The following is a 14,058-nucleotide window of genomic DNA, read 5'->3' on the forward strand; positions in this document are numbered from 1 at the left end:
TCTCCGGTATCAGACTGGGCGTCGCACAATGCCCGGCGCGCCCCGTGCTTGCCCGCCTCCGGGCCGGACAACCGACTTGAAAGCCGTTCCGGGCACAGGACGAGACGCCATGGCGCACGATCACGACCATCACCATGACCATCCGGACCACGCGCATGGCAGCAGCCTCACCCCCATCGAGGCGCGGGTGAGGGCGCTGGAATCGCTGCTTCTCGAGAAGGGTTACGTCCAGGCCGACGCCCTCGACGCGCTCGTCGAGATGTACGAGACCCGCATCGGCCCCCATAACGGCGCCCGCGTCGTCGCCCGCGCCTGGACCGATCCGGCCTATCGCGACCGGCTCCTCGCCGACGGGACGCCGGCCATCGCGGAACTCGGCATCGGGGGACGCGGCGGCGAGCACATGGTGGTGGTCGAGAACACGCCCGACAGCCACAACCTCGTCGTCTGCACCCTGTGCTCCTGCTATCCCTGGCCGGTGCTCGGGCTGCCGCCGGTCTGGTACAAGGCGCCGCCCTACCGCGCCCGCGCCGTCCTCGACCCGCGCGGGGTCCTCGCCGAGTTCGGCCTCACCCTTCCCGAGGCGACCCGCATCACCGTGTGGGATTCCACCGCCGAGACCCGTTTCATGGTCCTGCCCCTGCGGCCCGCCGGCACCGAATCCCTGAGCGAGGCCGAACTCGCCGCCCTGGTCACGCGCGATTCCATGATCGGCACCGGGCTGCCGCTCGCCCCGGAGACGGCCCAATGAACGGGGCACAGGATCTCGGCGGCGCCCACGGATTCGGCACCGTCATGCCGGAGGCGAACGAGCCGGTTTTTCATGCGGAATGGGAACGGCGCGTCTTCGCCCTGGCTCTGGCGGTGGGCTATACCGGTACCTGGACCCTGGACGGCAGCCGCGCCGCGCGGGAATCGCTGCCCCCGGCGGAGTACCTGTCGTCGAGCTATTACGAGATCTGGCTCGCCGCCCTCGAAGCGCAGGTCGTCGCCCATGGCCTTGCCACGCAAGAGGAAATCGCCGCGGGCGCCAGCGCTGGGCCGGCGAGCCCGGTGAAACGGGTGCTGCGTGCCGAGGAGATCCCGCCTCGCTTCTCCGTGGGATTTCCCAGCGACCGGCCGCCGGATGCGCCGGCCTTATATGCGGTACGCGACCCCGTCTTGACCCGCAACGACCACCCCATTGGCCACACCCGCCTACCGCGTTACGTCCGGGGTCGGCGTGGCGTCATCGAGCGGGTCCATGGTGCCTTCGTCCTGCCCGATGCCAGCGCGGAGGGCCGGGATGCCCCGCCGCAATGGCTCTACACGGTGGGGTTCGAGGCCGCCGAACTATGGGGGACGAGCGCCGACCCAGGCGGGCGCGTCACCGTGGCCGCCTTCGAGGGCTATCTCCTGCCGGGGACGCCGCGATGAGCGCCGGTTGCCGGGCCGACGATCCGGGGCCGTTCGCAGAACCGTGGGAGGCGCAGGTTTTCGCCCTGGTGGTCTCCTTGCAGGAGAGGGGCCTGTTCACGCAGGAGGAGTGGGCGAGCGCCCTCGGGCGCACCATCCGGCCGGAGGGGAAGCCGGAAGCGGCGGCCGATTACGGACGCTGGCTCGCAACTCTGGAAGCCCTGCTCGCCGAACGCGGTGTCACCGATTCCGCGAGCGTCCAGGCCCGTAGCGACGCATTCCTGCGCGCTGCCGCCGCGACCCCGCACGGTGAGGCGATCGTCCTGGCAAACGACCCGCTTTCGTCGACCTGAGGTAACGCCGCCCTGGGAACGGTGCCTCGGCTCTGGCGAACCGAGCGCCGGCGGGGCATCCTGCAACTTCCCTCCCCGACAAGAACGGACACGACCATGGCAACGCCGCGCAACCTCAAGGTCCAGATGGCCGGCGAGACCCGCGCTCGCGAACGGGCCCAAGCCCTGGCCTCGGCCAGCGCCACGCGGGCACAGCGCGCCGAACTCGCCCTCAAGGAGGCCCTCGCGGAACGGGATGCGTGGAAGGAGAGGGCGCTCACGGCAGAGGCGGCGCTCGGCGAAACCAAGCCGTGATCCTCGGCCTCGGATCATCCGGGGCAGGGGGCGCTTCCTCGCGCTTGAGGTGGCACGCCCGACCCGCTAACCCTTGTCATGCAGGCTGAAGACCAGCCTCCCACGAGACAGGCCGCCCGTGCGCGAAACGCTCACCCCGTTGCCGGAACCAGACCCCGCCGTCGCACGGCCGCCGCCTCGGGTGAGCAAGAAGAGCCGCCTGCGGACCTACTTCCTCACCGGCATCATCGTCGCCGGGCCGTTGGCGATCACCATCTACATCACGTGGTGGTTCATCAGCCTCATCGACGGCTGGGTGAAGCCCCTGGTGCCGGCGAGCTATCTGCCGGACCATTACCTGCCCTTCTCGCTTCCGGGCATCGGCCTCGTCATCGCCTTCGTCGCGGTGACGCTGCTCGGCTTCCTCACCGCCAACCTCGTCGGCCGCAGCGTGGTGGAGTTCGGGGAGGTGCTGCTCGCACGCACCCCGGTGATCTCGGGCCTCTACAAGGGCCTGCGGCAGATCTTCGAGACGCTTTTCTCGGCCAACGGCACGTCGTTCCGCACCGTCGGCCTCGTCGAATTCCCGGTGAAGGGAACGTGGTCGGTGGTGTTCGTCTCGGCGCCGGCCGGACCGGACGTCCAGACGGCTTTGGGGGAGGAAAACGACCATGTGGGCGTGTTCCTGCCCTGCGCGCCCAACCCCACCACGGGCTTCTTCTTCTACCTGCCACGGGCCGATATCATCGAAGTGCCCATGAGCATCGACGACGCGGCCAAGCTGGTGATGTCGGCGGGGGTCATCCAGCCGGAAGATCCGCAGGTCAGGCTGCAGGCCATGGCGGCGTCGATCCGTTCGGCCCAGGCCGGGCAGGCCGCCGGGCCGGAGGCGGTGCTCGAAGCCTCGTCCCGTCGTCAGGACAAGCTCCTCAGCACAGAGTGAAAAGCTCGCCGTCGCAGGGCTGCCGGTCCAAGTCTCCGGGCCGGTACATCGACCCGACGCGCATTTCCCGAAAAGCGAACCCGCCTTTAGGGAGCCTCGCTCGAACGATCCTAGTTGTGAACCGTCATCGAGGCCTTCTCGATGGGCAGCGTCGGCGGCGAGGCATCGGCGACATGGCTGTTGGCGTGCGGGGCAACGGTGGAACCACCCCAGCCCATGGCGATCTGGGCGGTGACGGCCACCAAAAGCAGGACCATCAGCGCATTCGCCGCGATCTGGAAGGGGCGGGCGGATTGACGAACCGCGAGGAGGACATCGTCCGTCGTCTTCAGCGCGGGCTCCTTGCCATCCGAGATCGGAAGCAGCCACGGTTCGCTCGGAAGGGCGTGGACGCTCCCCATTTCGTGGGCACCCGGTAGGTTTTGGAACAGTCCGGCAGACATATCCATCCTCCTGAATTCGTTGTGGCAGCCCAGTCTGGCGGGCTGTTCGTTCATGTTCAGTTAAGAGGAGAATACGTTCATTTCAAGTTCAGGAAGTCCGTGCGGCACCGCACAACGGCTCGGGAAACGAGATCCGGAAATCAGCTTAGTCTTTGAAAATCAAGCTCTTTCCGGCGCCGTGTGGCTGCGGTGCCATGGTTCTCGAAGCTGAACTGCGCAGACGTCATCGGTGGTCGATTCGTCGCTTTTGTGGCGATGCGTTCAGGTTTGGCGTGGGCTCCTGACGGCCAGCGAATCGGCTCAACCGGCTCCGAGCAACCGAATCGCCGCGTCCCTTTCGAACAGGTAGAGCAGCACCCGGAGTGCCTTGCCACGCTCGGATCTGAGGCCGGGATCGCGCTCGACGATGAGCCGCGCATCATCGCGGGCGACCTCCAGCAGGCTGGCGTCGGTCTCGAGGCTCGCGAGGCGGAAGGCGGCCGCGCCCGATTGCCGGGTGCCCAGCACCTCGCCCTCGCCGCGCAGGCGCAGATCCTCCTCGGCGATGCGGAAACCGTCCTCGGTCTCGCGCATCATTTCGAGGCGGGCGCGGGAGACCTGTCCCAGCGGCCCGCGATAGAGGAGCAGGCAGGTGGAGGCCTTGGCCCCGCGCCCGACCCGCCCGCGCAGTTGGTGCAGCTGCGCGAGGCCGAACCGCTCGGCATGCTCGATCACCATGATCGTCGCCTCGGGCACGTCGACGCCCACCTCCACCACCGTTGTAGAGACCAGGATCTTCGTCTCGCCGGCGGCGAACCGCTCCATGGCGGCATCCTTGTCCGGCCCCGGCATCTTGCCGTGGATCAGCCCGACGGCGTCGCCGAATTCCTGCCGCAGGTCGGCGAAGCGATCCTCGGCGGCGGCGAGGTCGACATATTCGGATTCCGCCACCAGCGGGCAGATCCAGTAGACCCTATCCCCGGAGGCAAGCGCCCGGCCGAGCCCCATCACCACCTCGTCGAGCCGGTCGATGGAGACGAGGCGGGTGGCGATGGCCTGGCGGCCGGCGGGCTTCTCGTCGAGGACCGAGACGTCCATGTCGCCGAAACAGGTCAGCGCCAGGGTGCGGGGGATCGGCGTCGCGGTCATCACCAGGATGTCCACCGCCGCCCCCTTGGCGCCGAGCGCGAGGCGCTGATGGACGCCGAACCGATGCTGCTCGTCCACCACGGCGACGCCGAGATCCTTGAAGATCACACTGTCCTGGAACAGGGCGTGGGTGCCGACCACGATATCGATATGGCCGTCGGCGAGGTCGGCCAGGGTGGCGCGGCGCTCCGAGACCTTGTCGCGCCCGGTGAGGAGGCGCAGGCGCAGCGAACCGACGAGCTCCGTCAGGCGCTCGAAATGCTGGCGCGCCAGGATCTCGGTGGGCGCCATCAGAGCCGCCTGCCGGCCGACCTCCACCGCCGAGGCCATGGCCAGCAGCGCCACCGCCGTCTTGCCCGAGCCGACATCGCCCTGGAGCAGGCGCAGCATGCGCCGGTCGGAGGCGAGATCGGCGCGGATCTCCTCGACGGCCCGGGCCTGGGCGCCGGTGAGCGCGAAGGGCAGGGCGGCCTCGATCCGGTCCTTGAGATGGCCGTCGCCGGCATTGGCCCGGCCGGGCGCCCTGCGGTTGCGGGCCCGCATCAGGGCCAGCGCCAGCTGCGAGGCGAGGAGTTCGTCATAGGCGAGGCGACGGCGCGCCGGGGTGCGGGGCGTGACGCCATCGCTCGCCGGTGCCGGCGGCGCGTTCTCGGGCCGGTGCTCGGCCCTGAGCGCATCGGCGAAACCCGGCAGCCCTTCCCGCGCGAGCCAGGCCGGGTCCTGCCATTCGGGCAGGGTCGGCAGCCGGTCGAGGGCGGAATGCGCCAGTTTCGAGATCGCCCGCGAGGTCAGCCCCTCGGTCGCGCCGTAGACGAGCTCGACGGCGGGGAGGGCAGCGAGCCCCGCCTCGTCCACGATCCGCGACGGATGCACCATCTGCCGGTGCCCGTCCCACAGGTCGATGCGGCCGGAAATGTAGCGATGGGCGCCCAGCGGCAGCATCTTCTCCACGCGGGCCTGCGGCATGCCGAAGAACACCAGGGTGATGTCGCCGGTGCCGTCCTCCACCAGAACCCGGAAGGGACGCCGCCCCGCCCCGGGCTGCGGCGGGCGATAGCCGGTCACGGTGACACCCAACGTCACGGGCTCGCCCGGCGGCGCCTCGGCGATGGAGCCCATCATCGTGCGCGCCACCCCGCCCTGGGGCAGGTGGAACAGAAGATCGACGATCCGCGCTGGCTGTTCGGGCGTGCCGAGGAGCCGCTCGATCAGCGGCGCCAACTTCGGCCCGACGCCGGGGAGGGTCCGGGCCTGGGCGAAGAGCGGATCGAGGATGCTGGGGCGCAGGTTCGTCGGGCGGGGTTCGTCTGTCATGCAAAGCCGGTTGAGCCGCGCGAACGGAGATGGTGATGCCGCCGCGCGGGTCTATATAGACGACAGCAGGGCCCTACGCCGCTAACGCGGCACCGGGCCGCGCACAGTTTCCCCTGTCCCGGGATCACCGGATCCCAGGATCGCAGCATGACAGGCTGACCCCATGTCCGGAACCACCCGCACCAGCGCGGATCTCGATCCGCGCCGCCGCCGCACCCTCTTCCGCGCCTGGCATCGCGGCATGCGCGAGATGGACCTGATCATGGGCCGTTTCGCCGATGCGGAGATCGGTACGCTGAGCGATGAGGAATTGACGACCTTCGAAGCCCTGATCGAGCTGCCCGACCGCGACCTGTTCCGCTGGCTCACCGGCGAGGACGAGACGCCGCAGAATTACGACACGCCGGTATACCGCCGCCTCCAGGCGTTCCATAAGCACGACGCGCCGATTCATTAGCGGTCTAGGCGATGCGAGGCTCTCCTCCCCCTGTGGGGAGGAGTTGGAGGTGGGGGTAGCGCCGCTCGCCTCCGCAGTGGGAGGGTCGCCCAACCACCCCCACCCTCGGTCCCTCCCCACAGGGGGGAGGGAGGCGCGTCGCGTCTCACTTTCCCATGAGTTCGAAAACCCCGACCCGATGGCCAAACCCCAGCCCAAAGCTCCCGCTCCCGCCCCGAAGCCCCAGACGGCGCGGTTCGCCCTGCCGAAATCCGGTGCGCTCGCCCGTGCGCTGGAGGCGCTGAAGCGCGGCGATAGCCCGACGCTCGCCAACGTGCCCGAAGGGTTCGACGCGGTGGTGGTGGCCGATCTCGCCCGCGCCCTGTCGCGGAGTTTCGAGGGGCCGGCGGTTCTGGTGCATGTGGCCCGTGATTCCGGGCGCTCGAACGCGTTCCAGACCGGGCTGAAATTCGTCGCCCCCGAGATCGAGGTAATGAGCGTTCCGGCCTGGGACTGCCAGCCCTACGACCGGGTCTCTCCGAACGCCGCCATCGCCGCCCAGCGGATGACCGCGCTGTCGCGGCTCTCACGCTCGCGTTCGTCAGAGGAACAGCCGCGCATCCTCTGCACCACCGTCAACGCCTTGATCCAGAGAGTGCCTCCCCGAGAGAAGATCGCGGTGGAGACCTTCTCGGCGGCGATCGGCAACGTGGTGCCGATGGATACCGTTACCGCCTGGGTCGAGGCCAACGGCTTCCTGCGCACGGGGACGGTGCGCGAGACGGGTGAATACGCCGTGCGCGGCGGCATCCTCGACCTGTCGCCGCCGGGCCTGCCGAACCCGATCCGCCTCGACTTCTTCGGCGACACCCTGGAATCCATCCGCGCCTTCGATCCGGAGACCCAGCGCACGGTGGGCTCGCTCCGCTCCCTCGACCTCGTTCCGATGAGCGAGGTGCAATTGACCACGGAGACGATCCGGCGCTTCCGCCAGGGCTATATCTCCACCTTCGGCGCGGCGACCCGCGACGATCGGCTCTACGAGACCATCAGCGAGGGACGGCGCTATGCCGGCCTCGAGCACTGGATGCCGCTGTTCTACGACCATCTCGACACCCTGTTCGACTACGTGCCGGGCGTGCCGCTGGTCTTCGACGCACAGGCGGAGGAGGCGGTCGCCGAGCGCCTCACCCTGATCCGCGATTATTACGACGCCCGCGCCGAGGCGATGAAGACGCCGTCCACCGGCGTCGCGCCCTACAAGCCGCTCAGGCCGTCCTCCCTCTACCTGACGCAGAACGACTGGAAGGAGCGGGTCGCCGCCGCCTCCGTCGCGCGGCTCTCGCCCTTCGCAATGCCCGAGAGCCCGGACCGCCTCACCATCGATTGCGAGGGCAAGGCGGGCCGCAGCTTCGCGGCCGAGCGGGCGGACGAGACGGCCAGCGTGTTCGACGCCGCCGTCGCCCATGTGAAGGAACTCCAGGGATCGGGTCATCATGTGATCCTCGCATCCTGGTCCGACGGCTCGCGTGACCGGCTCTGTGGCGTGCTCACCGATCGCGGCCTGAAGAAGCCGGTCTCCATCAACACCCTCACGGCGGTGAACGCCCTGAAGCGCGGCACCGACATGGCGGTGGCGGTGTGGGGGCTCGATTCCGGCTTCGTCGTCGACAAGCTCGCGGTCATCTCGGAAGGCGACATCCTCGGCGACCGGCTGGTGCGCCAGAAGCGCAAGTCTAAACGCCCACAGGACATCATCCTGGAGGTGCAGGCGCTGCAGCCCGGCGATCTCGTGGTCCATGCCGATCACGGCATCGGCCGGTTCGTCGGCCTCAAGACGGTGACGGCGGCGGGCGCACCGCACGATTGCCTGGAGATCCAGTATGCCGGCGGCCTGCTGCTGCTGCCGGTGGAGAATATCGAGCTTCTGACTCGCTACGGCTCGGAAGATGCCGAAGTTGCCCTCGATCGTCTCGGCGGCGGTGCCTGGCAGGCCCGCAAGGCCAAGATGAAGAAGCGCATCCTGGAGATGGCCGGCCAGCTCATCAAGATCGCGGCCGAGCGCTTCGTGCGCCAGGCACCCCGCCTCCAGGCTCCGGACGGCCTCTACGGCGAGTTCGCCGCCCGCTTCGCGTTCGAGGAGACAGAGGACCAGGCCACCGCCATCGACGCCGTCCTGTCCGACCTCAATGCCGGTCGTCCCATGGACCGCCTCGTCTGCGGCGATGTCGGCTTCGGCAAGACCGAGGTGGCGTTGCGCGCCGCCTTCGCGGGGGCCATGGGCGGCAAGCAGGTGGCGGTGGTGGTGCCCACCACCCTGCTGGCGCGCCAGCATTACCGGACCTTCGCCGAGCGCTTCAAAGGGCTGCCGGTGCAGGTGGCGCAGCTCTCGCGCTTCGTCTCCGCCGCCGAGATGAAGCAGAACCGCGCGGGCCTCGCCGCCGGGACCGTCGACGTCGTGGTCGGCACCCATGCGCTGCTCGCCAAGAACGTGGCCTTCAAGGATCTCGGCCTCATCATCGTCGACGAGGAGCAGCATTTCGGCGTGGCCCACAAGGAGCGCCTCAAGGCGCTCCAGGCCGATGTCCACGTGCTGACCCTCTCGGCGACGCCGATCCCGCGCACGCTCCAGCTCGCCATGACCGGGGTGCGCGAGCTTTCGATCATCGCGACGCCACCGGTGGACCGCCTCGCGGTGCGCACCTTCGTGATCCCGTTCGATGCGCTGATGATCCGCGAAGCCCTGCTGCGCGAGCGCTATCGCGGCGGCCAGTCCTTCTACGTGGTGCCGCGGATCGAGGATCTGGTGGAGGTGAAGCGCTTCCTCGATACCGAGATGCCCGAGACCAAGGTGGCGGTCGCCCATGGCCAGATGGCGGCGGGCCAGCTCGAGGACGTGATGACCGCGTTCTACGAGGGCAAGTTCGACGTGCTGCTCTCCACCACCATCGTCGAATCCGGCCTCGACATCCCCACCGCCAACACCCTCATCGTGCACCGGGCCGACATGTTCGGCCTCGCCCAACTCTACCAGCTGCGCGGCCGCGTCGGGCGCGCCAAGGCCCGCGCCTACGCCCTGTTCACGACCCCGGCCAACAAGCAGCTCACCGTGCAGGCGGAGAAGCGTCTCCAAGTGCTCCAGACCCTCGACACCCTGGGCGCGGGCTTCCAGCTCGCCTCCCACGATCTCGACATCCGCGGCGCCGGCAACCTGCTCGGCGACGCCCAGTCCGGCCATATCAAGGAGGTCGGCTACGAGCTCTACCAGCAGATGCTGGAGGATGCCGTCACCGCCCTCAAGGCCGGCATCGAGGAGCCGGTGGAGGAGGCGTGGTCACCCACCATCGCGCTGGGAGCACCGGTCACGATCCCGGAGGATTACGTCGAGGACCTCACCGTCCGCCTCGGCCTCTATCGCCGGCTCTCCACCCTGGAGAACGATGCCGAGATGGAGAGCTTCGGCGCCGAACTGATCGACCGGTTCGGGCCGCTGCCGCCGGAGGTGGAGCAGCTCCTCAAGATCGTCACGATCAAGATCCTGTGCCGCGACACCAACGTGGAGAAGGTCGAGGCCGGGCCGAAGGGTGTCGTCGTGCATTTCCGCGACAAGTCCTTTGCCAATCCGCAGGGACTGGTGGCCTTCGTCGGCGGTCAGGCCTCCTTCGCCAAGGTGCGCCCGGACATGAGCATCGTGTTCATCCGCGAGCTCGATTCCATCCCCGAGCGCCTGAAGATCACGACCTCGATCCTGCGCGAATTGTCCAAGATCGCCCGCGTCAAGAAGGCGGCGTGAGGGACATCACGCCGGGTCGATCACCCCGGCGTATTCGGCGAAGAACTCATGAAAAAGGCGGGCTCACCGGCCCGCCTCCATCGAAAAACCTTTTCTCAAACAAGCACCTGCGGTGCTGTCCTCATAGGCAGGATTAGAGGTCCGGTTCGTTCAGGACGTAAGGACCGATCCGGCTCTGCAGATCGACCGAGGCGCCGCTGCCACGTCCCGTACGGCCATCGATGACGATGACGGGGATGCCCGCATGCTGCATCTGCTCACGCAGGCGCTCGGAAAGCATGGCATAGGCCGGGTCGAGCCGGGTCGAGGTCTGAAGCAGGATGGCCGCGGGGCGGGCGATGACGGCGAGAACGTCGTCGGCGGCCTCGAGGGATGCGGTAACGCTCGCATAACCCAGCTCGGCAAGCTCGGCGGCGAGGGAGTGATCGATGGCGCGGTGACCATCATCGACGACCAACACTTGTTGCAGCGCACTCATGACTGTCAGGGTTAGCTCATCCATCGCCCCTTGGGAAGGGACCCGTGCGATAACACACGTGAACCCAGTTGGTTCGCCGGCTGCAGGGTGAAAATCCTCTTGCTATCCGGCGAAGAGCCCGCTCGCGACCCGTAGCGCCCTAGCCTCACGCTGCATCGCGCAAGACATCCGGAACTCACTCCAGACCGCTGTTCCGAAAAACAAAATTCGTTTCATAAAACAGCTGAATCACCGACTTCGGCACGGCCGCCGTGCCACGCGTCGAAAGCGGTGAATTTCGGGCGCGACGATGCCGCCGGATGGTCAGCAGCGAAGGATCTCTGTTGCTCGTCCGGCAAATATTTTTGCCGCGAATGGGACGGCCCTCCAGAGATCGGCGGCTTTTTCCGGCGGGATGCCGCGTTGCAGGGGGCTGGCTTTGGAGGCGCGGCCCCGGAAAGCGAATCGCCCGTCCTCGTCACGGGCGATATCCAGAAGAGCCGGGAACGGTGCCAACGGATGAGCATCCGCGAGGAAGTGGGCGACGTCCCCATCGGCCCGCGAGGCGGTGAGGAGGGCCGCCTCGTCGAAGGCGAGGACATCGATCACCCTTCGCGGACCATGCACGGCGCCCGGTGCCAGCAGCCGTGTGGTCAGGCGGGTCGGCAACCGGTGAGCAAGGGTGACGGATTCGAGGCTGCGAGGGCAACGGCTCGCCGCGAGATTGCGCTCCAGGGCAGCGGGCACGATAAGATGCGTCGGTCCCGGTCGAGCCAGCGCCTCGGCGAGGTGGGCGGCGTCGAACGGCCCACATGTTTCGAGCCCGGCCCCCGCCACGAGGGCGGCGCCGAGGCCGGTGACGAGGCCCCTCAGGTCGGCTGGCGCGAGAAGGGTCAGGATTCGGTCGCGTGGCGCAATCCGGATCGTGGCGAGATGGACCGCGATCGAGGCGATCAGCGCGTCCGCCGGGCGATAGACCGGCTGCGTGGGATCGGCAGCGGCGAAAGTCACGAGCCCGGCGCTCGACGGCGCGAACGGGCCGCCATGTCCATCGAGGACCATGCCGTCGAGACTGATGACCCCGTCGGGCACCCCCGGCCCGAAGGCCGCGAGGTAGCGCAGGCCGAAATAGCGTAGGGCGACACGGCGCAGGCCTTCGGCCGGCAGCATTCCGGCGATACGGGATTGGGTGAGCACGGCCTGAATACCGGCGGCCTGGATGCCGGCCACGAGGGCGTCCTCGTCCCATGTCAGGGGTAGGAGGCAGGGAATGTGGCCCGCGGCCTCGATGGCCAGGTAGGAGAGCACGGTCTCCGACCCGGCGGCGGCGATCAGGCCCACACGGCTCGCCGGGGCCAGCCGCCACTGCCTCATCCCGCTGGCGAGGCGCGCGACGATCTCGGCAGCGGACCCATAGGTCCAGGTGATGGGGCTGCGCCCGGACCACCCGACCTTGTCCTTGGGATCGATGAAGGCGACACGGCCCGGATCGGCATGGGCGGTCGCCGCCAGCAACGTGCAGAGGCCGGGCCTGACCACATCCGAATGCGGGCTCGGCACGACGGGCCTGTCCACCGGAAGGGCGACGGGAGGAGCGTCGCCAAAGGGTATGATCGCTGGCTGCGCCGACACCTCCGCCTCAACTCCCCGCGTGCATCGACTTTCCGTGCCCTTCGGTAATGAACGGTTAGGGTTAAACTTTGCTTAAAAACGCCCTTTGGAAAGGGCAGCGGACAGGTCGTCCGCGATCTGGCGGACGGCGCAGGTGTCATGTCTTCGCCGCATTCCGCAGGGAAGCAGGCGGCCCGGTCGTTCGAGCGGGTTCGAGGCATTGAACGCCCCGTTCGTCACCCTGGCGGGCCCATATTGGCCATCCAGGGTTCAGGAGCGGGTGATTTGCGCGCGCCGAGGGCTTGACCGCGCGAACCAGGGCGGCGAGGGCTCGGCCGAACGCCGTCCGCGGGTTTCGATCCGCATCATCGAGTTCAGGAAACGTCCTGCTGGGTTCAAGCGCCGCAGCATGTCTTCGTCATTCGCGATATCCAAGGGGTCAGAGCTGATGTTCTTTGCCAACCGTCCCGCGCGCCCGATGCGCGCCGCCGCGATTCTCGCCCTGGCCGGCATGATGGGCAATGCGGGCTTGGCGGCACCGGCCTTCGCCCAGGCTCCGAAGGGCAAGGCCCCCGCTCCGACCGCACCGGCCCCGGCAGCGCCGGCCACCCAGACCCCGGCCGCCCAGCAGCCGGCCGGCCCGCAGATCGTCAACGTAAAGTCCGAGCCGTCCCAGGCCGATTGGACCAAGGTCTGCGGCAAGGACCAGAACACCAGCACCGACGTCTGCTACACCACCCGCGACTTCGTCTCCGACCAGGGCCAACCGGTCCTCGCCGTGGCGGTCTACGACATGAAGAACGCCCAGCAGAGCGTGCGCGTGGTGCGCTACCTGCTGCCGCTCGGCCTGCTCCTCGGCCCCGGCATCCGCTTCACCGTCGATGGCCAGCAGGCGACGCCGGGTAAGTTCGCCGTGTGCTTCCCCAACGGCTGCTTCGCCGAGGCCGGCAATGTCGGTAACGACCTCGTGAACGCGCTCAAGAAGGGCACCACCCTCAACATCAGCGTCCAGAACCAGGCCCAGCGCGAGGTGACCTTCGCCGTGCCGCTAACCGGCTTCGGCAAGGCCTTCGACGGCCCGGCCGTCGATCCGAAGGTGTTGGAAGAGCAGCAGAAGAAGCTCCAGGCCGAGCTCGAGAAGCGCAGCGAAGACATGCGCAAGAACCTCGAGAAGCAGAATGCCGCCGGCGCTGCCGCCGTGGGTACCGCTCCGAAGCCCTGAGACCGGGCCTCGAACCCACTTCATGACAATAGGAAAAGGCCGGGCGGCGAGCCCGGCCTTTTTCATGCGCACCGTCGATGAGAGGGCTCCGCGATGTGGGGTCCCGTCCGGGACTCAGTTCGCGTGCGCGCCCCGAAGGCGGTAGGCGCCGTCCGAATCCCGCTCGAACACCTCCGGAATCCCGGCATGACGCAGGGCCTCGCCGGACGTGTCGGGAATGAGGTTCTGTTCGGAGACATAAGCCACGTACTCGCTCTCCGCGTTCTCGGCGAGAAGGTGGTAGAACGGCTGGTCCTTGCGCGGCCGTACCTCTTCGGGAATCGCCAGCCACCATTCCTCGGTGTTGTCGAAGATCGGGTCCACGTCGAAGACGACGCCGCGAAACGGGTAGATCCGGTGGCGCACCACGGCGCCGAGGCCGAACTTGGCGGTGCGCGTCTGGATTCCGGTGGGAGAGAAATCGGTCATGACGCCAAAATAGGATGCGTCGGACAGGTTGTCATCGGCGGCGTTGCCACGCCGCATCGCAAGGAGCCGTCTCGGTCTGCAGATCTCGGACGGCATCCGGCCGATCGCTTCGGGATCCGTGGCTGCGGGAAGCGGAGGCGAAGCCGGAGCGGCGGTGAGGGGGGTCGAACGAACGAGGCTGTGCCTGAGCCACCCCCTCACCTTCGGCTGCCGCCTCGCTTC

General features: G+C 68.2%; 13 protein-coding genes. 8 read left to right on the forward strand and 5 right to left on the reverse strand.

Features of this window, described 5'->3' with window-relative positions; all coding sequences use genetic code 11:
- The first annotated feature begins 109 nt into the window (after window positions 1-109).
- The 5 genes from nthA to RQI43_RS05925 all read left to right on the forward strand — a co-directional run bounded on the left by nthA (window position 110) and on the right by RQI43_RS05925 (window position 2,964).
- On the forward strand, window positions 110-751 hold the full coding sequence (gene nthA / locus RQI43_RS05905; RefSeq protein ID WP_311274550.1) for a nitrile hydratase subunit alpha: 642 nt from the start codon (window positions 110-112) through the stop codon (window positions 749-751).
- Window positions 748-1,416 (forward strand): nitrile hydratase subunit beta, encoded by a 669-nt coding sequence (gene nthB / locus RQI43_RS05910; RefSeq protein WP_311274551.1) that lies wholly within the window; start codon window positions 748-750, stop codon window positions 1,414-1,416. Before nthA ends, nthB begins: the two co-directional genes overlap by 4 nt.
- A complete protein-coding gene (locus RQI43_RS05915; RefSeq protein ID WP_311274552.1) occupies window positions 1,413-1,748 on the forward strand; it encodes a nitrile hydratase accessory protein in 336 nt (111 codons plus the stop codon). Before nthB ends, RQI43_RS05915 begins: the two co-directional genes overlap by 4 nt.
- A gap of 96 nt (window positions 1,749-1,844) precedes the next feature.
- Window positions 1,845-2,042: a hypothetical protein gene (locus RQI43_RS05920; protein ID WP_311274553.1), complete on the forward strand. Its 198-nt coding sequence runs from the start codon at window positions 1,845-1,847 to the stop codon at window positions 2,040-2,042.
- Window positions 2,043-2,160: 118 nt separating this feature from the next.
- Window positions 2,161-2,964 carry a DUF502 domain-containing protein gene (locus RQI43_RS05925; protein ID WP_156652649.1) on the forward strand — a complete coding sequence of 268 codons (804 nt, stop codon included), beginning with the start codon at window positions 2,161-2,163 and terminating at the stop codon, window positions 2,962-2,964.
- A 110-nt stretch (window positions 2,965-3,074) separates the two neighbouring features.
- On the opposite strand, the gene RQI43_RS05930 is transcribed toward RQI43_RS05925, so the two are convergent.
- Together RQI43_RS05930 and recG are read right to left on the reverse strand one after the other, a co-directional pair.
- A complete protein-coding gene (locus RQI43_RS05930; protein WP_056164556.1) occupies window positions 3,075-3,407 on the reverse strand; it encodes a hypothetical protein in 333 nt (110 codons plus the stop codon).
- Between the two features lie 300 nt (window positions 3,408-3,707).
- The gene (recG, locus tag RQI43_RS05935) at window positions 3,708-5,849 is read right to left on the reverse strand and encodes an ATP-dependent DNA helicase RecG (RefSeq protein WP_056453744.1); all 2,142 of its coding nucleotides are present in this window, start codon (window positions 5,847-5,849) and stop codon (window positions 3,708-3,710) included.
- A gap of 163 nt (window positions 5,850-6,012) precedes the next feature.
- Here recG and RQI43_RS05940 point away from each other — a divergent pair, with 163 nt between their 5' ends.
- Entirely contained in the window at window positions 6,013-6,306 is a 294-nt protein-coding gene (locus RQI43_RS05940) for a succinate dehydrogenase assembly factor 2 (RefSeq protein ID WP_056425773.1), read from the forward strand.
- Between the two features lie 178 nt (window positions 6,307-6,484).
- Window positions 6,485-10,078: a transcription-repair coupling factor gene (mfd, locus tag RQI43_RS05945; protein WP_311274554.1), complete on the forward strand. Its 3,594-nt coding sequence runs from the start codon at window positions 6,485-6,487 to the stop codon at window positions 10,076-10,078.
- Window positions 10,079-10,211: 133 nt separating this feature from the next.
- Here the strand turns inward: mfd and RQI43_RS05950 are convergent, their stop codons facing one another.
- A complete protein-coding gene (locus tag RQI43_RS05950) occupies window positions 10,212-10,556 on the reverse strand; it encodes a hypothetical protein (protein WP_056453741.1) in 345 nt (114 codons plus the stop codon).
- A 303-nt stretch (window positions 10,557-10,859) separates the two neighbouring features.
- Window positions 10,860-12,167 carry an AMP-binding protein gene (locus RQI43_RS05955; protein WP_311274555.1) on the reverse strand — a complete coding sequence of 436 codons (1,308 nt, stop codon included), beginning with the start codon at window positions 12,165-12,167 and terminating at the stop codon, window positions 10,860-10,862.
- A gap of 427 nt (window positions 12,168-12,594) precedes the next feature.
- On the opposite strand from RQI43_RS05955, the gene RQI43_RS05960 reads away from it, so the two are divergent.
- Window positions 12,595-13,368 (forward strand): invasion associated locus B family protein, encoded by a 774-nt coding sequence (locus RQI43_RS05960; RefSeq protein ID WP_056425765.1) that lies wholly within the window; start codon window positions 12,595-12,597, stop codon window positions 13,366-13,368.
- Window positions 13,369-13,482: 114 nt separating this feature from the next.
- Here RQI43_RS05960 and hspQ read toward each other — a convergent pair whose 3' ends face one another.
- Entirely contained in the window at window positions 13,483-13,836 is a 354-nt protein-coding gene (hspQ, locus tag RQI43_RS05965; protein ID WP_056453784.1) for a heat shock protein HspQ, read from the reverse strand.
- Window positions 13,837-14,058: the final 222 nt, after the last annotated feature.

The organism is Methylobacterium sp. WCS2018Hpa-22 (assembly GCF_031843785.1).
Taxonomy (GTDB): Bacteria; Pseudomonadota; Alphaproteobacteria; order Rhizobiales; family Beijerinckiaceae; genus Methylobacterium.

Bases quoted from the DNA above. Each gene is read 5' to 3' on its own strand.
- nthA (WP_311274550.1), top strand. From the start codon at position 110: ATGGCGCACGATCACGACCATCACCATGACCATCCGGACCACGCGCAT.
- nthB (WP_311274551.1), top strand. From the start codon at position 748: ATGAACGGGGCACAGGATCTCGGCGGCGCCCACGGATTCGGCACCGTC.
- RQI43_RS05915 (WP_311274552.1), top strand. From the start codon at position 1,413: ATGAGCGCCGGTTGCCGGGCCGACGATCCGGGGCCGTTCGCAGAACCG.
- RQI43_RS05920 (WP_311274553.1), top strand. From the start codon at position 1,845: ATGGCAACGCCGCGCAACCTCAAGGTCCAGATGGCCGGCGAGACCCGC.
- RQI43_RS05930 (WP_056164556.1), bottom strand. From the start codon at position 3,407: ATGTCTGCCGGACTGTTCCAAAACCTACCGGGTGCCCACGAAATGGGG.
- recG (WP_056453744.1), bottom strand. From the start codon at position 5,849: ATGACAGACGAACCCCGCCCGACGAACCTGCGCCCCAGCATCCTCGAT.
- RQI43_RS05940 (WP_056425773.1), top strand. From the start codon at position 6,013: ATGTCCGGAACCACCCGCACCAGCGCGGATCTCGATCCGCGCCGCCGC.
- mfd (WP_311274554.1), top strand. From the start codon at position 6,485: ATGGCCAAACCCCAGCCCAAAGCTCCCGCTCCCGCCCCGAAGCCCCAG.
- RQI43_RS05950 (WP_056453741.1), bottom strand. From the start codon at position 10,556: ATGAGTGCGCTGCAACAAGTGTTGGTCGTCGATGATGGTCACCGCGCC.
- RQI43_RS05960 (WP_056425765.1), top strand. From the start codon at position 12,595: ATGTTCTTTGCCAACCGTCCCGCGCGCCCGATGCGCGCCGCCGCGATT.
- hspQ (WP_056453784.1), bottom strand. From the start codon at position 13,836: ATGACCGATTTCTCTCCCACCGGAATCCAGACGCGCACCGCCAAGTTC.